Source organism: Bradyrhizobium sp. BWC-3-1 (genome assembly GCF_032917965.1).
GTDB classification, from domain to species: domain Bacteria; phylum Pseudomonadota; class Alphaproteobacteria; order Rhizobiales; family Xanthobacteraceae; genus Bradyrhizobium; species Bradyrhizobium canariense_D.
The window spans coordinates 4,665,735-4,683,403 of record NZ_CP136625.1; the positions used below are offsets into that span (position 1 = coordinate 4,665,735).

20 protein-coding genes, 1 tRNA gene and 3 pseudogenes are annotated in these 17,669 nt (G+C 59.4%); 13 read left to right on the forward strand and 11 right to left on the reverse strand.

Annotated elements, in window-relative coordinates; genetic code table 11:
* Nucleotides 1-1,153 precede the first annotated feature (1,153 nt).
* Together RX329_RS22665 and RX329_RS22670 are read left to right on the forward strand one after the other, a co-directional pair.
* Nucleotides 1,154-1,306, forward strand: a pseudogene (locus RX329_RS22665) (transposase); the annotation flags it as partial.
* Nucleotides 1,273-2,340, forward strand: a complete 1,068-nt coding sequence (locus RX329_RS22670) for an IS3 family transposase (RefSeq protein WP_317244276.1) — start codon at nucleotides 1,273-1,275, stop codon at nucleotides 2,338-2,340. The pseudogene RX329_RS22665 and the gene RX329_RS22670, both read left to right, overlap by 34 nt.
* 301 nt (nucleotides 2,341-2,641) lie before the next feature.
* On the opposite strand, the gene RX329_RS22675 is transcribed toward RX329_RS22670, so the two are convergent.
* From RX329_RS22675 to RX329_RS22715, 9 genes are all read right to left on the reverse strand, one after another.
* On the reverse strand, nucleotides 2,642-2,860 hold the full coding sequence (locus RX329_RS22675; RefSeq protein ID WP_317244277.1) for a hypothetical protein: 219 nt from the start codon (nucleotides 2,858-2,860) through the stop codon (nucleotides 2,642-2,644).
* Entirely contained in the window at nucleotides 2,857-3,357 is a 501-nt protein-coding gene (locus RX329_RS22680; protein WP_317244278.1) for a hypothetical protein, read from the reverse strand. Before RX329_RS22680 ends, RX329_RS22675 begins: the two co-directional genes overlap by 4 nt.
* Before the next feature lie 186 nt (nucleotides 3,358-3,543).
* Complete coding sequence (locus tag RX329_RS22685) at nucleotides 3,544-4,077, reverse strand: hypothetical protein (protein ID WP_317244279.1); 534 nt, start codon at nucleotides 4,075-4,077, stop codon at nucleotides 3,544-3,546.
* 34 nt (nucleotides 4,078-4,111) lie between these two features.
* Complete coding sequence (locus RX329_RS22690) at nucleotides 4,112-4,366, reverse strand: hypothetical protein (protein ID WP_317244280.1); 255 nt, start codon at nucleotides 4,364-4,366, stop codon at nucleotides 4,112-4,114.
* Nucleotides 4,367-4,579: 213 nt separating this feature from the next.
* A complete protein-coding gene (locus tag RX329_RS22695; RefSeq protein ID WP_317244281.1) occupies nucleotides 4,580-5,872 on the reverse strand; it encodes an AAA family ATPase in 1,293 nt (430 codons plus the stop codon).
* 56 nt (nucleotides 5,873-5,928) lie between these two features.
* The gene (locus tag RX329_RS22700) at nucleotides 5,929-6,162 is read right to left on the reverse strand and encodes a hypothetical protein (protein ID WP_317244282.1); all 234 of its coding nucleotides are present in this window, start codon (nucleotides 6,160-6,162) and stop codon (nucleotides 5,929-5,931) included.
* Entirely contained in the window at nucleotides 6,159-6,941 is a 783-nt protein-coding gene (locus tag RX329_RS22705) for a ParB/RepB/Spo0J family partition protein (RefSeq protein ID WP_317244283.1), read from the reverse strand. The genes RX329_RS22700 and RX329_RS22705 overlap by 4 nt, the downstream gene beginning before the upstream one ends.
* A gap of 195 nt (nucleotides 6,942-7,136) precedes the next feature.
* The gene (locus RX329_RS22710; RefSeq protein ID WP_317244284.1) at nucleotides 7,137-7,373 is read right to left on the reverse strand and encodes a hypothetical protein; all 237 of its coding nucleotides are present in this window, start codon (nucleotides 7,371-7,373) and stop codon (nucleotides 7,137-7,139) included.
* The gene (locus RX329_RS22715) at nucleotides 7,374-7,547 is read right to left on the reverse strand and encodes a helix-turn-helix domain-containing protein (RefSeq protein ID WP_317244285.1); all 174 of its coding nucleotides are present in this window, start codon (nucleotides 7,545-7,547) and stop codon (nucleotides 7,374-7,376) included.
* A gap of 137 nt (nucleotides 7,548-7,684) precedes the next feature.
* On the opposite strand from RX329_RS22715, the gene RX329_RS22720 reads away from it, so the two are divergent.
* The 9 genes and pseudogenes from RX329_RS22720 to RX329_RS22755 all read left to right on the forward strand — a co-directional run bounded on the left by RX329_RS22720 (nucleotide 7,685) and on the right by RX329_RS22755 (nucleotide 12,119).
* Nucleotides 7,685-8,200, forward strand: a complete 516-nt coding sequence (locus tag RX329_RS22720) for an Arc family DNA-binding protein (protein WP_317244286.1) — start codon at nucleotides 7,685-7,687, stop codon at nucleotides 8,198-8,200.
* Nucleotides 8,197-9,183 (forward strand): site-specific integrase, encoded by a 987-nt coding sequence (locus tag RX329_RS22725; RefSeq protein WP_410706041.1) that lies wholly within the window; start codon nucleotides 8,197-8,199, stop codon nucleotides 9,181-9,183. The genes RX329_RS22720 and RX329_RS22725 overlap by 4 nt, the downstream gene beginning before the upstream one ends.
* Nucleotides 9,141-9,326, forward strand: a complete 186-nt coding sequence (locus RX329_RS41985; protein ID WP_410706042.1) for a tyrosine-type recombinase/integrase — start codon at nucleotides 9,141-9,143, stop codon at nucleotides 9,324-9,326. Before RX329_RS22725 ends, RX329_RS41985 begins: the two co-directional genes overlap by 43 nt.
* 72 nt (nucleotides 9,327-9,398) lie before the next feature.
* Nucleotides 9,399-9,488, forward strand: a tRNA-Ser gene (locus RX329_RS22730).
* 75 nt (nucleotides 9,489-9,563) lie between these two features.
* Entirely contained in the window at nucleotides 9,564-10,259 is a 696-nt protein-coding gene (locus RX329_RS22735; RefSeq protein WP_317244287.1) for an Arm DNA-binding domain-containing protein, read from the forward strand.
* A gap of 418 nt (nucleotides 10,260-10,677) precedes the next feature.
* Nucleotides 10,678-10,893, forward strand: a pseudogene (locus tag RX329_RS22740) (hypothetical protein); the annotation flags it as partial.
* 236 nt (nucleotides 10,894-11,129) lie between these two features.
* A complete protein-coding gene (locus tag RX329_RS22745) occupies nucleotides 11,130-11,345 on the forward strand; it encodes a dodecin family protein (protein ID WP_247339559.1) in 216 nt (71 codons plus the stop codon).
* 132 nt (nucleotides 11,346-11,477) lie between these two features.
* Nucleotides 11,478-11,831 carry a hypothetical protein gene (locus tag RX329_RS22750; RefSeq protein ID WP_317244288.1) on the forward strand — a complete coding sequence of 118 codons (354 nt, stop codon included), beginning with the start codon at nucleotides 11,478-11,480 and terminating at the stop codon, nucleotides 11,829-11,831.
* A gap of 141 nt (nucleotides 11,832-11,972) precedes the next feature.
* Nucleotides 11,973-12,119 (forward strand): hypothetical protein, encoded by a 147-nt coding sequence (locus RX329_RS22755; RefSeq protein WP_317244289.1) that lies wholly within the window; start codon nucleotides 11,973-11,975, stop codon nucleotides 12,117-12,119.
* Between the two features lie 224 nt (nucleotides 12,120-12,343).
* On the opposite strand, the gene RX329_RS22760 is transcribed toward RX329_RS22755, so the two are convergent.
* Both RX329_RS22760 and RX329_RS22765 read right to left on the reverse strand, forming a co-directional pair.
* The gene (locus RX329_RS22760; protein WP_317244290.1) at nucleotides 12,344-14,452 is read right to left on the reverse strand and encodes a GAF domain-containing protein; all 2,109 of its coding nucleotides are present in this window, start codon (nucleotides 14,450-14,452) and stop codon (nucleotides 12,344-12,346) included.
* Nucleotides 14,453-15,341: 889 nt separating this feature from the next.
* Nucleotides 15,342-16,495, reverse strand: a protein-coding gene (locus RX329_RS22765; protein ID WP_088940822.1) for an IS3 family transposase whose coding sequence is annotated in 2 segments (ribosomal slippage) — nucleotides 15,342-16,246 and nucleotides 16,246-16,495 — 1,155 coding nt in all. Because the reading frame shifts where the segments join, the coding sequence is not laid out codon by codon here.
* Nucleotides 16,496-16,891: 396 nt separating this feature from the next.
* On the opposite strand from RX329_RS22765, the gene RX329_RS22770 reads away from it, so the two are divergent.
* Nucleotides 16,892-17,263 (forward strand): PilZ domain-containing protein, encoded by a 372-nt coding sequence (locus RX329_RS22770; protein ID WP_317244291.1) that lies wholly within the window; start codon nucleotides 16,892-16,894, stop codon nucleotides 17,261-17,263.
* Between the two features lie 142 nt (nucleotides 17,264-17,405).
* Nucleotides 17,406-17,603 (forward strand): annotated as a pseudogene (locus tag RX329_RS22775) (IS21 family transposase); the annotation flags it as partial.
* Nucleotides 17,604-17,669: the final 66 nt, after the last annotated feature.

Consider the following 17,669-nt stretch of genomic DNA (forward strand, 5'->3'; position numbering starts at 1 on the left):
CGCCGACCGGGATTCCCTTTTACAAGCTTTAGGTGTGTCGGCGTCGGCCTTCTCCCTTTCACTAACAAAAATCCTTTCAGTTTCGCGACTCTGTGTCCAAAGCCCCCCGAGCGGTGGCGGGGGCAGTCGTTCCGGAGTTGCCGCCCACCCCCCCAGGGATGGGCACGCGTCCGCTATTCGCTGGGTGTAATGGGTCGATCGGAAAGCCGTCGTCACCGACCGCGCCGCTGTAGCCTTGACGCTCGGCACGTTGCTTGCTGCTGTCGTGATGGGGCTTGCAGAGGCTCTGGAAGGGGCCCGACCAGAACTTGTCGACATCGCCGCGGTGCGGCTCGACGTGGTCGCAGACGGTCGCATCCACCTGCTGTCCCGCGTCGAGGCAATGGCAGCAAAGTGGGTGACGCTGGAGTTGTGCCGCCCGGATGGCGCGCCAACGCGGGGTCCAATATCGCTTGCGCCAGTGCCGCCGGGCTTGGCCTGCAGTTTCACTTACTGTGCTCATGAGCTCACTTCGATCTTTTTCCGCGCTTGTCGGCGCCTGCGATCTATCGCTCATTACGCCGGCCAGCCGGACGTAAAGCCGCTCGGCACCGCACCACTGAAACCAGACGCACCGAAATTTGCGGTGAGGACGTTATTTGCAACACCGCCGGTGCCACCAAAAGTCACGAACGGGACCATTGTGCCGGCTGGGATGGCGATTCCGCCGGTGTTGGTTGCCGGATTGGCGGTGCCACTATTATTCCAGTTCCCGCTCGGCGCGTTTCGAACCCAGAACGATCGATTGTCTAGATCAATCGCCAACCCCCGCCGTTCGCCCAAACCGTCCCCGTTTTGTACGCGACAACACCGGTCGTCGCGGAATTTCCCATATTTGAATAATTCGAAGCCGTGGTACCTACCATGATCTGAGATGTGGCCCAGACCGAAAACACGACGCCCGAGGCGCACACCGACGCCTACATTATTTCCGCCGGCGAGCGTGGTGAACGTAGTTTTTCGAAATAATATTTGCCCGAAGTCTTGCCTGAAGCTCCCAGAACCGGTCGCGCCTTGGTTGGTCGATGTGGTCCCGGAATTGGTGGCGACGTGACCTGCCCCTGCCGATTTCCTCCGGTTGAAGTTAGAGTCCGGCCCTCTGAAGGACGGACAGATGAAGCGAGCCAAGTTTACGGAAGAGCAGATTATTGGCGTGCTGCTTGAGCATGAGGCAGGTGCGAAGACTGCCGATTTGGCGCGGAAGCATGGCGTCTCTGAAGCGACGCTGTACAATTGGAAGGCGAAGTTCGGCGGAATGGACGTCTCCGAGGCCAAGCGGTTGCGGCAACTCGAGGACGAGAACGCCAAGCTGAAGAAGCTGCTGGCCGAGCAGATGCTGGATGCTGCGGCGCTACGCGAGCTTTTGTCAAAAAAATGGTAGGGCCCGTCGCCAAGCGCGAAGCCGTCGCGCACCTGCAGGCCGCCATGGGTCTGTCGGAGCGGCGGGCCTGCAGCATCGTCGGCGCTGACCGCAAGATGGTTCGCTACCGATCGTGCCGACCGCCGGACACCGAACTACGCGGCCACTTGCGCGAGCTTGCCAATGCCCGTCGGCGGTTCGGCTACCGCCGGCTGTTCGTGCTGCTTCGCCAGCAGGGCGAGCCGTCCGGGCGGAACCGGATCTACCGTCTGTATCGAGAGGAAGGCCTCAGCGTGCGCAAGCGCCGGGCCCGCCGCCGCGCCGTCGGCACCCGAGCGCCGATACTGGTCGAGGCTCGGCCGAACGCCCGGTGGTCGCTGGATTTTGTCCACGACCAGTTCGCCAGCGGCCGTCGCTTCCGGGTCCTGAATATCGTCGATGACGTGACCCGGGAATGTCTGGCGGCCATCCCCGACACCTCGATCCCGGGGCGGCGGGTGGCACGCGAACTGACGGCGCTGATCAATCAGCGCGGCAAGCCGGGCATGATCGTCTCCGACAACGGCACCGAGTTCACCTGCAATGCCATGCTGGCCTGGTCGGCGGAGAACAAGATCGACTGGCATTTCATTGCGCCGGGCAAGCCGACGCAGAACGGTTTCTGTGAAAGCTTCAACGGCCGGATGCGGGACGAGCTTCTCAACGAAACCTTGTTCTTCGGCCTCGATCACGCCCGCGCCAAGATTGCGGATTGGGTCGGCGACTACAACGGCCAACGCCCGCATTCCTCGCTCGGCTATCTGACCCCTGCGGCCTATGCCGCCTACCTCACCGCAACGTGCGATCGGCTCCGCAACCCCGACCAGCTCCGCCAATCGCACGTTGCTCACACCGCGCCAAACGGCGTAACATCCGCCGAGACTCTAACCGCTACTGGGTGAAACTTCAGGGGCAGGTCAGACGAGATCACCGCCGGACAACGTGACGCTCGCGACCGTTGTGGGATCCCATGTGACAAAACTCACACCACCGCCACCGCCCGATGCGCGCGCACCAGGCCCCGCACCCAAAAGCGAAAGTGTCATTACATTCCCCGCTCCACTAAGGCAGCCCACGACTGCGACCGCGCTTTATTGCGCCAACGTTAAGTTTCGGAAGTGTGAGGCCGAGCGGAATCGGTTCGCCGCTCGGCCTCCGTAGGCGCCGGTGCGTCCGCGGTCGCCAATGTCATTGCATCTTTGCTCAAGCGAACACACTCCGACGATATTCGAAGGCCTCTTCGCTTGTCACTTCATCCAGCTCGTATGACGCTGTCACCCCGTCGGGTGCTTCCAGCATCACCGTGCGGCCGTCTTCGCAAAGCGTGGCTTCCACGGTCGGCGGGTACGGGCCGCCGCGGTCGAGTGCGCAAAGGTTCAATCGCATGAAGGCGCCAGCGAATGCAAAGTCTTGCGGTTTCATCGCGTCGTCGCATCCTTTCCGTCGCGTCCGGCCTTTACGACGAGCCGCCAAACCCCTTCACCCGACCCAGGGCGAACGCCTTTGGAATCGGCAACCGCGTACCACATCGCGCCCTTGTCGCTGCAAAACTGATGACGGGTGAATTGCTTCCCCCCGTCCCAGGTGCCGGCCCAAGGGACGAGTGGCCGCTCCTGCAGTTCGAGCGTCTTCGTCTTTTGCTCAACCCGACAGAGGCGATCAATTAGAGGGGTCACCGCATCGACAACGTAGTCCCGGATCACGGGAGCGATCCCGGCCATCATCGTCTCGATCTCCCGCAGCTTTTGATCTGAGATACCGCTCTGCTGGATGAACTGCCGTTTCTGGGACTCGGTCGGATTCTTAATCTCACCGACCTGTTCCGCAGTCAGGAGCGCGCCGTCGATCAGATATTTTCGAGTCATCACGTTAATTCCCAAGTTTCCGGACATCGGGCGCGTGACCGTATCGACGCTCATAATCTAGCTCGATCCTGGCCAGATGGCGCGCTCTGGCGTCCATCGGACGAAATTCGCCGACAGGCGCAAGGTCCAGATCGCGCGCTAATTCTCGCCGCAAGTTGCGGATGCGAAATAGATCTTGAATCTCGGGCAAGATTCGAGCGACGCGGCTTTTCTGTTTCGACAGTCTGACTACCGGCAGCATCAACGTTTCTCCAGTTCCGGCGAAGCCGCCGAGATGATCGATTTTGCAATGGTGCTCATGCCGGCAAGCAGCGGCGTCGGCAGCCGCACCGCGTCGACGCCGGCCTCCTTGAGGCAAATTCCGGTTGCGTTGATGGCGGCGATGGCCGCGGTTAGTTGCGTAATGCTCGAAACAACCTGCTCGGCGGCTGCCTTGCGAACTGGAACCAACGCAGCGCGCACAGCTTCCGCATTGGAAGCAGTGCATGTCTTGATCCGTCCGCGCACTTCCGCCGCCGCGCGATCGAGCCTTGCGGCCTCGGCATTGAGAGAATCGAGTCGAGCCTGTGCTGCTCGCCGATCCTCCAGCGAATTAAGTTTCCGCCCCCAGGACTGATGAGTGCCGCTTGCGATGCCCTGGTCGGCCGCGATTTTCGAGCAGAGATCGGCCTGCGCCGTTTCGATGTCGCGCAGCTCACTCTCTGCCGCCGCCATGTCGGGAGGCATAACTGCCCGCGCCGTTGCTTTGATCTGGTCTGGTGTCATGCGGATCAATCTACTCCATAGCGCTCTTTAGGCGCGTGTGCTGTCACGCATCTTCACCAAACAACCGGTTGGCCAGGATGAATCTCGAGGCCGCAGCGCTAACGGCCTCGCGGTCCTCCGTATCCCATTCCGGGAGGTACCCGCGATCCTGCAGAAAATCCGCCGTTGTCCGCGGGACGGTGACCCAGATCCGGATCAAGCCCAATTTTTTGCGGTCCCGTGATTCCTTCGCCTGCCTGGCGTGCTTGCGCTTTTTCTCGTCTACCGGATCGAGTGAAGGGTTGTCGCTTTCACTCATCCACGGCCTCGACGCGTGTCCGCCTTGCTCTTAGGCGGGCGAAGCGCCAGCGGCCCCCAAGGCCGCGGCGGGCGCTTCGATCGCCATAGGGGTGTGGGGGGATTGTGGATAGCCGATCGAATAGGCGTTCGAACCCGATCGAAGGGGCGATAACAGGGGCGATCGAATAGGCGTTCGTACCGATTGAAGACCGATCGAAGGGGCGATCGAAGGTCATGGAGCTGCCCTTTCGATGTGCCGGGTGCGTCGGCTGGGCGGGCCGCTCTCGACGATCTTGATCTTGCCGGCGTTTAACAGGCGCCCCATGGAGGCACGGAACGCCTCGGCCTTGACGCCGCCAGCGTCGGGGTCGTCCGCCATCTCGGCCGGTGCGCTGCCGCGGCCGGTGTTAGGCCTCACGGTGCGGCCCTGAGCGGTGAAGCGGTCGAGCAACCGGAGAAACGTGTCGTCGACCTCACGGTCAGCCGCAGCGCGGTGGGGCGAGGCCTCGCCGGCCATGGCAGTGGTGAACGTCAATCCAGACCAGCGGAGTTTAACCTTCTCCCCGGATCGGCCGTAGTTACTCTTTTTGACCTCCATCGTCCGGGCGTCCGGGTCGTCCTTGTCCGCCTCCGACAGGTGCAGCATTGAGCGAACCGAATTGCGCCAATCCACGGAATTAGCGGTCCCGCTGCCGTCCGCCATGCCGCGAACACTGGGGTGATCGAGCAGCACGATCGCCACGTCGTGATCCCTTGCGAGCTTTCGCAACATCGCCAAAAAGGCGCGAACCTGCCTGCGGGCTACTGCTTCGCCATCGAACACCGCCGCTATAGAATCGATGACGACCAGCCTAGGCTTGCTCGTGGCAATCCAGCTCTCTAGCGCCAAAAACAGTGCGGTCTTGATCACACGTCCGAACCGGTCAACGGTGACCAGCCACGTCTCTTCTAGGTCTGGAAAGTGCAGGTGAAGATCAGGTATTGCATGCGGATCAATGCCGCGATCCTTGCAAATGCGCTCGATGCGCTCCCTGATATTTGCCTCCGGCTCCTCGCAAGACAGAAACAGTGCTGGGCCGCTCTCAATGACGCAGCCAAGCCAGTCACCGAGACCAGCTGCGAGATAGACGAGAAACTGAACGATCGTCTCCGTTTTTCCGGCGCCGCCGTTGCCAGAATACAGAGTTAAATCGCCGCACGGGATGCGGGCGCTAGCTAGCCAGCGCTGTGTTGGCGGCTCCGTACCTTTCCATGCCACCGGAGTGACAGTGATCAGGCAAGGCGGAGCGATTTCGGTATCTGCTGCGGGTGCCGGCATTGGCGCGGTCGCGCAGCGGGCAATATCCATAATCTCGGTTTCCCGCTCGCCGCCAGACGGCCCGGAAAGCCCGTGCATCTCGGCTACTTCATAGATTTTATCGACCGCCACCGCGGGATTGAGCCATCCGTCGCCAACAAATGGACGCAGATTGTCTGCGGCTTTGCGGAGCGCGGATAAGCGACCGTCCTTAGGGGCGATCGCCACATCTCTAGCGACGTTCCTCAGTGCTCGCTGGGCTTCACTAACGGGGCCTGGCGCATTCATTTGCGTACCTGCGATCCGGTGAACTCCGCGAGCACAGCAGCCGCCCGGAAGGCTTGGTCCTCATCGGCAATGGGCCGCGATTCGAAGGCAACGTCACCGCCGCGGGAAACGTGCCGAACGGTGAAATAGATCGAGCCCTCGACCCGATCCCGACCTGCCGAAATGGTGACGCTGCCGCCAAGCCGGCGGACGTCGCTTGCAAAGATGCGAGGCGCGCGGCGGGCGGTCATTGCTGCATCTCGCGGATCACAGCTAAGACCTCATCGGCTTTCGTGTACTTCAGCCAATTCGCTATCTTCGCGATGTCCCCCGGCTTTGATCGAGCTATAATCCAAGCTGCGAATTTGCGCGTTTCAGAGTCTCGCGCTGCCCGCGCGAACTTCCTCTCTGAGAGCCTTGACCCTTTTGCGATGGCGGAAATCTTGGCGACCTGCTTTTCCGGCTCGGTCTCGCGCGCAGCTTCAAGCAATGCAGAGCGGTTATTGTCGAGACCCGACTCCCGCGCAGCTTCCTTTGCATCGTCACTAAGGGACGCAACCTTGACCGCTCGCTCAGCTTCCTTCTCATGAACCCCGAGCTCTCGCGCCGCCGCGGCGACACCGCCTTCTGGGCGATGGCCGCGACCGTCTTCGCGCTTACTTTCATTCGCGACATCTTGTCGGGATTGAGTTCGCTCTGTGATCTTGATCCATTCCGCGACCTGTTCATCACGCTCGAGCTTGGACAGATCGGCGCGGTGCAGGTTCTCGGCGATCTCCCGAAGCCGATGATCTAGCTCATTGCCATTGACCACGATGGCTTCGATCTCCTTCCACCGGAGACGTTTTGCTGCAGCGAGGCGATGTAGCCCGGCAACAAGAGTAAAGCTTGAATTGGTGCCCTCGTAGCAGACCGAGATCGGTTGCAGTTGACCAAGCCGGCTCATACTCTCTGCAAGCGTCGTCACCGCCGCCGGGCCAACATTGCGCAACCGCGGGGCGATCTGGATGGAATCGATGGCGACAAGCACTATCCTGTTCGTCATCTCGCCACCGCATATGCAAGGCGCGCAATGGTCGCCGCCGTGGCAACCGATACTGCGTAAAGGCGCCGCACCCTTTGCTGTTGCAGGGTGAGCGGGGCTTCGATAAATTCGTAGATGTTCAAACTGGTTTGCGAAACATCCCCGTGGCCCTGGCCGGTCGCGGGGGTTCGCATTTCTGGATCAGGCGGAGGCTGCAACGGACACCTCACGCTTGATCATGAAGCGCCTCCGGAATGCCGGCTTTGGCTCCGGCGCCCTGCCTTCAGCTATCGCCTCTGCAAACAGATAGCTCGGGAACGGCCCGGCGGCGCCGTCACCGCTGATCACCTCGTAAAGGCCGTCATCGCGCTGATGGATCTCATGGAGCATTATGCCGGCTCCTTCTTTCGGCGCCTTCTCCATGAATGCGTCATTCATTTAAGCGGCCTCGGCGAGCAGGCGCTCGAATGCGGCGATCGGCACCAAGAAGCGCTTGCCGATCCGGATTACGGGGATGTCACCGCGGCGGGCGGCTTCGTATGCCGTGTTCCGGGAAACGCCGAGCCGCTCGGCTGCTTCCGAAATAGTAATCGTAAGTCGCTGCGTGGACATTTTCCACTCCCTGGTCATAGGTACCAAATTAAGTACCTATTGTTAGAGCCTGTGGCGCCATGCCGTCAAGGGTACCACTTGTGTTACCCCACAGAATTGTGTTAGTTCTGGTCCCAACTGGTGCCGGGATGAACCAAATGGCGCGAAAGCCCACAGATTACGTGCAATTCAAACTACGAATTCGCGAGTCATTGCGACGCAAGATCGAGAAAGCGGCTGAAAAGAAGGCCACCTCTGCGAACGCTGAGGCCGTCGAGCGTATCGAGCATTCCTTCCAGCAAGAGGAGGCGCACGAGGCATGGCGTCGCGACATGGAAAGGCGCGCCGACCAAATAGACGAAGAAATTCGCCGGAAGGCTGAAGAGCAGGCCGAGCGCGAGGCGGACTACAAGGCCGCGGTTCGAGATAGTCGGCTTCTCACATTGATGGTCGGCGACGACGTGAATGCCGATTTGCTGAGGGCTTTCGTCCGCCAAATCCCCCGACAGCACGGATGGGCTGCCACGAGCGCGGCCAGAAAGGCTTTTGCCGAGAAAATCTTTCGTTCCATCATAGATCTCGAAATTCAGAATGAGGATGGGAGCCACCCAATATTGCTGGGCTACTACGATGAGGAGACTGTTGAGCAATTAGCCAAGGATGATGAGAAATGAAGGGCCACATTCAGCAACGCGGGAAGAGCTCTTGGCGTCTTAAGTTCGATGCTGGCCACGATGAGAAAACGGGCAAGCGGAAGACGCAGTTCCACACGTTCCGAGGCACGAAGCGGCAGGCGCAGGTTAAGCTCGCCGAGCTGATCACGTCGGTAGCGCAGGCGAAGTACGTCGAGCCGCACAAGATCACAGTCGCCGAATGGGTGCGCGGTCGCGTCGACCATTGGGAAGCCGCGGGCGACATCAGCGCCAGGACGGCCGAGCGCTACCGCGAACTGGCCGAAAATCAGATCGTGCCGCACATTGGCGCGAAGCCCCTGCAAAAGCTTCGAACGATCGACATTGAGGAATGGCACACAACGTTGCGGAACAGCGGTCGCGCTGACGGGAAGGGGGGTCTTGCACCGAGAACCATTGGCCACGCCCACCGCGTGCTCGGCAAAGCACTACGTGACGCAGCTAAAAATGAGCTGGTCATTAAGAACGTCGTCGCTGGCGAATCGGCACCAAAGGTGGATGATGAGGAAATGGTGATCGTCAGGGACGTCCCGGCTTTCATCGAAACGATGCGCGGCCATCGGCTCTTCGTCCCTGCGATGATTTCGCTGTTTACCGGAATGCGGATCGGCGAGGTGCTGGCACTGCGATGGGGCAGGGTGGATCTCGACCGCAAGGTAATAGAGGTGCGCGAGGCGCTCGAGGAGACCAAGGCGCACGGCGTTCGGTTCAAAGCTCCAAAAACAAGGGCGGGGCGCCGGGATATCACATTGCCCGACGTGCTCACCGAGACGCTGCGCGACTTTCGGAAACAGCAATTGGAGCTGCGGCTTAAGCTGGGCGCAGGCAAGCTTCCTGAGAACGCGCTGTTGTTCGCAGGCGTAGACGGAGCGATGCCCTCCCAGAAGCGCTGCAGCAAGGCTTGGAGCGACTTCAGTCCCGAATGGGGTTCCACAATCTGCGCCACACCCACGCATCCCAACTAATCGACGCCGGCGTGGATATTGTCACGATCTCAAACCGGCTCGGACACGCCAAGCCAGACATCACCTTGCGTGTCTACGCGCACTTGTTTAGGAACGACGACGGCAAGGCGGCGGCGGCAATCAATGCGGCGCTGGCGCGTTAGGTGCCAATCGGGTGCCAATTTCGCGGTTTGTTCTATCCGAGGGTAACGCTAAGCAATTGAAATCATTGATCCGGAAGGGTGGCCGAGTGGTTTAAGGCACCGGTCTTGAAAACCGGCGTGCCCGCAAGGGTACCGTGGGTTCGAATCCCACCCCTTCCGCCAGTATATTGTTCTCCTCTGTTCGCAGTTGTTCGAACTCCACAGCAAAATCAGGGGCTTGCGCCGAAGGTCTGTACTTTGCAGTTCGCCGGTGTTCCTCCTAATCGGGTCGCTAACCGTGGTTTTTGCCCGTGGGTTCGGAGGACGGTTTTTCCCGGAGGAACAATGGCTGGAAGGCTCAAACCGCTCGACGTACAGCGCCAAACCAAGCCCGGCAAATACGCCGATGGCGATGGGCTCTACTTGATCATTACCGGACCAACATCGAAGAGCTGGTCATACAGATATTGGAAAGACGGCAAGGAGCGCTGGCACGGCCTTGGCTCCTTCAAGGAAGTATCGCTAAAGGATGCGCGGCTGGCACGGGATGCGGCGCGGCTGCGGGTGAAAGGCGATCGCAGCAACGTCGGCGTGGACATAGTGCAGGAGAGGCGAAAGGCACGTGAAGAGGCGAAAACCGTCGAGGCCAAGGCTGTGTTGCCGACGTTCGAGGAATGCGCGGAAGCCTACATCCGGATGAATTGGTCGACCTGGAGCGGGAAGCATCGCGATCAGTGGCCGTCCTCCCTCAAGCGTTACGCCTATCCCACCATCGGCAAGCTCACCATCCCGGAGATCAAGCCGAGCCACATCCACGATCTGCTCAAGCCGATCTGGGTGGAGAAGCGCGAGACTGCGAACCGGGTCCGCGGCCGGATTGAAACGATTGTTGCGAAGAACGTTGATATCGACGATCCAGACTTCCGCAATCCGCTGATGATGACCGGCCAATGACGACAGGCTAGGCCGCGATGGTTAACGAATTCCTAAGGGCCGAGCAGCGATCTACCGCTTGAGCGTGACCGTGGGATCGCGTGCCACCATCTGACCTCATCGCGAAAGTGCGCCGGCCTCGCGTCTGAGGGCAGGCGGGCAAGCCTCGAATGGGCCACTTCCAGACTCATTCAAGTCTTCGCACCTGCTTTAGAAGGTCAGAAGGCTTGCCCTATGGGGCGCATTTTTCAAAAACCGGGAGTCGCATTTCGGGCACGGATTCTCAGGGCCTGATGGTCCTATCGTTCAAGGTGGAATTGAACTCAGGCGTTGCTGCCGGAACGAGCTCATAAACGGTCGCTCGTGCATTTATCCTTTCAGTCAAATCAGAAGCGATGGAGATGGAGAAATACCATGAAGACAATTCTGGTGTGTACGGCTGGTCGTGGCTTCTCCCGCGTCGGCCACTGACCTGGCTGCACGTTCCTACACCAACGCGCCACCCCCGATGGTGGCTGCGATCTACGACTGGAGCGGCTTCTACATCGGCGCAAACGGCGGTTGGGGATCGAGCCACAAGTGCTGGGATATCACGAACTTCCCCGGTGCGATTGTCGTGCCTACCTTCCGTGAAGGTTGTCACGATGCGACCGGCCGGGGCTTTTTATTTATGTTTGCCTTGGCGGAACTATAGATCGTGCGGATGTCGCAGTTCGGTCAAAGGCTGCCTTGGCCGTCTTGCATACAAAAGGCGCCATCTCCAATGCAGCTTGTTCCTCATCGGCTAGGACGAGCGCGTCGGGGATCGTATCGCGTCGCATCATCCTGATGCTAGATTTCACAACGGCAGGGAGCGCCTGCTTCCTGCTTCATACCGAACAGGAGGACGACATGCCTGATAGCGTCTACAAGGTCATTGAACTGATTGGTACCAGCAGCGACTCATGGGAGAAGGCGGCCGCCAATGCGGTCGAGTTAGCTGCGAAATCTCTCCGAGATCTTCGCATTGCAGAGGTAGTCAAGCTCGATATGCAATTGGATGCGAAGGGAAAAGTAGAGGCTTATCGCGCCAAGCTCAACGTATCGTTCAAGTTCGAGGATTCCTGAGCCTCAGCACCTCGCCCCGCTTGCGGGGCGAGGTTGGCTCACTGGAGGAAGGCGCGTCGCGCGCCCGCCGATCGGCGTTTGTGATCCATCCTGGAAGCAGGGCCCTAGTCCAACTCGAACCGCTATGCTTTGATGCGCCGGGCGGGAACCGTAACGCGTGGTGACCTCATTTACATAGTCATTCGCAAGTACACCAAGGTTCGTTCGGTTGCAGACGCTGCTCGCCGCGCCAAGAGCGGCATCGGTCAGATCCTACGGCAATCGCTAGGATTCAGATCTTACTACCTGCTGGATGGGGGCGACGGCGTTGGGGTCGCCGTGATGATATTCGAGGACCGCGAAAGCGCAAAAGCAGCAAACGCTAAGATATTGGAGTTTGTTCAGGCAAGTCTGCATGACCTCGATCTTGGAGATCCCGAAATCACGACCGGCGAAGTTTTGGTGAATATCGAACCTGATGCGTCCTTGGGCATAAAGTATTCGTAAACCCCGCCAGTTGCGTGGGGTGCCACCCCTTGCCGCTGCAGTCGATCCGATCGCCGTCGCGTTGGGGCGATCGCGCCCTGGAAACGGATGTCGCCCGTCAGGAATATTCGTTGCGCGTGCTTTTCGAGGAGTAACAACAACATGAAGCAACACACCTTCGAAACATTTCTCACTACAGCGATCGCCGTGATGCCGCCCCGAGATCCTGATGAAGACGAAGAGGACGAGGAGGACGACGAAGAGGAGGATGACGAACCCGCAGTCGTACGCGAGCCGGACGAAAACTAGACTAGCCGGTGTCTGGCAGTCAGCGCTTTAATATCTCCGATGGACCGGGGTGCGAAAGAGGTGTCGCTACTAAAAAGGCTCTGCGCTGCAGGACCTGGTTGCGACGTGGTGAGCTTGAAGGACGATGACGTGGCACCAAGCGGCTATGCGGCCGATAGAGCAAGCGTTGCGTCTTTCAGACGCCGGCCCCTGCGCGCCGCCGACATCCGAAACCCCTCAAGCAGTCATTCGAGCTGCGGGCCAGCCGTAGTCCCGTTGTGCCGCGGCAAGGTAATAACGAACTCCGTAAAGATGCCGGGCTCCGTGTCGACATCGATCCGGCCGCCATGCTGCTTGACTATGATGTCATGTGTCATCGAGAGACCAAGGCCTGTCCCTTCTCCCGCCGGTTTCGTTGTGAAAAAGGGATCGAACATTTTTTCCTTTACGTCGGGCGGGATACCCGTTCCGTTGTCGCGAATGCGGATCTCGATGGCCTCGCCGAGATGTCTGGTGAGGGCGCTGAGGACTGGCTCAAAGGCTACGTCGCCGGTCTCTGCCTTGCGTTTTGTCGCTGCATAGAAGCCGTTGGAGATCAGATTTAGCAGCGCCCTGGTCATCTCCTGCGGGTAAAGATCCAAAGCACCCGCCTCGGGATCAAGGTCACGCTTAATGGTTATGCTGAAGCCGGCCTTTTCCGCTCGGGCGCCGTGATAGGCAAGGCTAAGGCTCTCCTCAACTAGCCTGTTGATCTCGGCGGACCGGCGCTCGCCGGAGCCCTCACGAGAGTGTAGCAGCATGTTCTTGACGATCGAGTCGGCACGGTTGCCATGGTGGACCACCTTGCTGAGATTATCTTTAAGCAACCCGGTCAACTCGTTCGTTTCCTCACGGCCTTTGTCAGTCAGCCTCTCCTGCGTCAAAATCTCTTTTAGCTCGTTAGTCAATTCTACGCAGAGCGCCGAAAAATTGTTGACGAAGTTTAGCGGGTTCTTGATCTCGTGGGCAATGCCCGCGGTGAGCTGACCGAGAGAAGCCAGCTTCTCGGTCTGCACTAAGCGATCCTGTGCAGCGCGGAGGTCTTCAAGGGACCGCGATAGCTGTCCCGTGCGCATGCGCAACTCATTAAGTAGACGAGCACTCTCAATGGCGATCACTGCCTGATCTGCGAAGTTCGTGACAAGCTCAATCTGCTTTTCGCTGAAGGGACGCATGTCTTGGCGATAGATGACGATGACGCCAACTAGATCGGCTTCTTTGAGCATCGGTACGGCAAGCAAGGTCCGAGCCCGCATGTTCGTCACAGTGACAATGCGAAGCGCGGTTTGCTGAACAGCAGGGCCCTCTGCCAACAGGTCGGGAACATGGACGGCTTTCTTGGTGGCAAGAACCCGGCCGAGCGCTGTTGCAGGTGGGGGTGTAAGCGGACCGTTCTTGAATAGGTCAGCAAATGCTGGCGGCGAGTTATACAGTTCCGCCAGCTCGAGTCCGCCGTTGGTGGCGAGCATCATGTTGCCGTACGACGCTTCGCAAATTTGTAAGGCCTTGTCGAGCATGACCCTGAATACCGACCCAAGATCGCCGGATGAGCCGCTGATGACGCGCAAGACGTCCGACATCGCTGTCTGTTGCCTCAGCGCTTCCGACAGGTCGCGCGTGCGCAGCTGAACTTCGTTGAACAGCCGCGCGTTCTGGATCGCGATTACGGCCTGATCGGCGAATGTCTGAATGAAATCCAGCTGCCGTTCCGAGTATCTGAATCCGGCTTCCGGGTGAGTAAAAATGATGGTGCCGATGCCCTTCTTCCGATCGATGAGTGGCACGAAGGTGATGGATCGAAAGCCACCGGTCGCGGCGGCCCTTTGCGTCATGGCCGGCGTGTCGGACCGATCAGTATCCGGAATCTCAATGATCCGCCGCTCTAGAACCGCTCGCGCGGATGGTGAGAGGTTTACATCAAATGGAATCGGATAAATCGTTCGAACACGATCCACATCGAAGCCGGAGATTGAAGCTGCCGACGCGCCCCAGTACAGCTTATTGTCCTGCAGAATTGTAATGGTCGCGGAGCAAGGCTCGAACAGCTTCGCCGCGCTGGTGACTATTGCTTCGAACACCGGCTGCACGCTATCGGGCGAACTGGCGATTACCTTCAATATCTCGGCCGTCGCTGCCTGCTGTTCGCGGGCTTCTTTCAGATCTTCGCTTGTGTCGGAGACCGAATGACGCTTGCCGCGGATGGCTGCTGATGCAATGCGGTTCTTGGTCTTGCTAACCTTACGGCCCGTCGATGGGCTCGCCGTGCGCGTTTTCCCAATGCCGCTCTTGCCGCGCCTTTTCGCCGACCGCGCCATATCTGCCCCCAGGGTAGAAAGGCATACTATCAGAAGACTTCGTTCTGGAAGAGGCCTTTGAGTGAGGATCTTGCTCGCTGTGGCAGGGGGGCGGGTGAGCTAAGGAGATGGCCGGCAGGTTCGCTTCGGGCACAAGCGGCCGTTCGGCATTCCGGCTGCGTACTTCCGGTTGAGCAGCGGGAGCGGACATCACCGGCGCGGTTCGGGAGGTCGGAGATGGGCAACAATGGAAGTGATGGCAGTTCCGAAGCGGTCTTTAAACGGAACGGTGCTCAGAAGATTAACGCTCTGCGAGGAGGTGAACGGCTTGGAACGGGTGCGGGCGTGTCTTATCTGTTCGACCAAGCGACACAATTATGCGCGGATCCAGTATGAAACTTACAACGATCGGAATAGCAATACTCCTCGCTGTCCCAAGTGAAGGTGCCCTTGCAGAAGGCACATTGAACTACAACCTTCCCACTGTTCGCCCTGTCGTTCGAGGCGTCACGATCCTGGGCCCTCGGCGATCAGGCCTTAGAACATTCCCTCGGGGAACTCGCTCACCAGCTTATGTCACTCCAGGTGGTGTGCGGATCTATCGTGACGACTCCGTTCCGGGTGGTCTGCGGACCGACCACGACGATCCTCCTTCCTACAATGATCCATCCAAGTTTGGCGGCGGCTGATCTGTGACAACAGCAGCGTGATCGGCTCGCCGTACAAAGCGCATAGTGACCGACGCTCGACTACATGCCGCAAACGCGAGCAAATCAGGTCCGCCATGCCTAGGTAAGCGGACCTCCTGAATGAGTGATCGAGGGCTGCAACGAAGGCGCCGATCAAGCGAACCGCATTGTCATCTACAACCCGGTCGTCTTGAGCTGCTGCGGGTTTGATGGACACCGGGTTAAGCTAATCCCACCTTGCGCTCGAACTCAACAGGGCTGAGGTAACCGATCGTCGAGTGACGTCGGGTCGTGTTGTAGAACCGCTCGATGTAATCGAACACATCTGCTCTGGCCTCGTTCCTGGTGCGATAGGTTTTGCGCTCGGTGCGTTCGGTTTTCAGCGACGAGAAGAAGCTCTCCATCGCCGCGTTGTCCCAGACGTTGCCGGACCGACTCATGCTGCAGACGATGCCGCTATCAGCCATCAAGCGCTGGAACTGCTCGCTGACGTACTGGCTGCCGCGATCGGAATGATGCATCAGGGCATCCGGCTTGCCGCGCCGCCAGACCGCCATCAACAGGGCGTCCGCAACCAACTGGGCGGTCATGCTGGCGCTCATCGACCAGCCGACCACCCGGCGCGAGAACAGGTCGATCACCGCCGACACATAGAGCCAGCCCTCAGCCGTCCAGATGTAGGTGAAGTCGGCGATCCACTTCTGGTTCGGGCGCTCGGCCTCGAACTGCCGATCCAGAAGATTCGACGCCACGTTCGCAATCTGGCGATGGCCTGCGTCCTTCGGCAGACGCCGGCGTCGTGGCCGCGCCCGCAGGGCCTGCAGGCGCATCAGCCGTTCGACCCGGTGCAGGCCGCATTCGACGCCGTCCGCCAGAAGGTCTCGCCAGACGCGCCGCGCGCCGTAAGTCCGGTCACTGGCAAGGAAGCTGACCTTGACCTGCTGGCCTACGGTCTCGTCGCTTCGGGATCTGGCGCTGGGCGATCGGTTCAGCCAGGCATGAAAGCCCGACCGCGACACGCCCATCGCTTCGCATAGCCATGCCACCGGCCAGATGCCCCGGTGCTTCGCGATGAAGCCGAACTTCATGTCGCTTCCTTCGCGAAGTAGGCAGCGGCCTTTTTTAGGATATCCCGCTCCGCCTTCAGCTTGTTGACCTCGCGCCGCAGCCGCTCGATCTCCAATTGCTCAGGCTTCATTTGCCCGTGGCCGGGGAAGGACTGCGCAGCGTCGAAGCCGAACTCCTTCACCCATTTGCGCAGCACGTTCTCATGAACGCCCAGGTCTCGGCCAGCTTGCGCCACAGATACCCCGCGCTCCCTGACGAGCTTGACCGCCTCGATCTTGAACTCTCGACTGAACTTCCGTCTCTGCATGACCCACCTCTGGCTCGATAAAACACCCAATCTTGGTGTCCATCAAACCGGCAGCAGCTCATCTAGGCATTCCGGCAGAAGATTGCCCGCGATGACGAGTCATGCCAGTCCCCCACGGATTCAGCGAGCTAGTGAGTGGTGTCGCCACTTTGCAGAATGGCCAATAGCTGCCAAAACAGCTTCTCAATTCATCCGCCTTAGCCATCCTCGATCTGCGCGTTTTCGTGTGTCGCGCGAATTTTTTGAACCGTCCATTCTCGCATTGATAGAAGAATTAGAGTCAACTCTAATTAGTCAGTACAACTGCTTGTCTGGCGGAGGGCGCGAAGTACCTTGTTTGACGAGGTCCGGCGGGACCGGCAACCGAAGCAAAGAAGCTTCTGCGGGATTCTCGTCATGATTGAAAGGTCATTGGAACGTCGCGCTCTGCCGCGCGAGATCGTTAATATGCCGGCCTTGATTTCATTCTATGGAAATGTGGGGGTGCATCCGTGCGTGGTGCGCGACATCAATGCCTTTGGCGCTTGCCTTTCCGCACCCTATTACATATTCGCCAGCGAGTTTGATCTGTTGTTCAGCGGTCTTCAGAAGACGGTTGCCTGTCGAGTGGTATGGAGGCGAGCCACCATTTCGGGCGTGGTGTTTGTTGTGCGCCGCCGCGCACCGAAGCCGGTGAGTGCAAGCATCATTCAGCTTAATCCGCCCGATGCACTCCCGCCGGTGAGGCCCGTTGACGACGTGTGCTTCCTCCCGTTTGATATGCAGTGACCTAATGGTCTGGTATCGACTGGGTAAGAGTGTGTTTCGGCATGGAATAAGGACCCCGTTTTCGGGGTGATCGGCATCCAATCGGGACCCCGGGATAAGGGTCCACAGTGGCTTCCATCGAGTCATGGAAGCCGAGGTTGGGATGCTGGTGGTGGAGACGATTGGTAAGATCCGTCGCGCCTACTTTGTTGATGGTCGTCCGATCAAGGCGATCTGCCGAGAACTTGGCGTATCGCGGAAGGTGGTTCGCAAGGTCATTCGTTCTCAAGCGACGGAGTTCCGGTATGAGCGCGAGACGCAGCCGCTCCCGAAGATGGGTCCCTGGAGTGCCGAGCTTGACCGTAAGCGTAGCGCCGCGGCCCTTTAGATTGTCTGTGCGCGATCTTGGGAGCACCGTTAGAAGAGT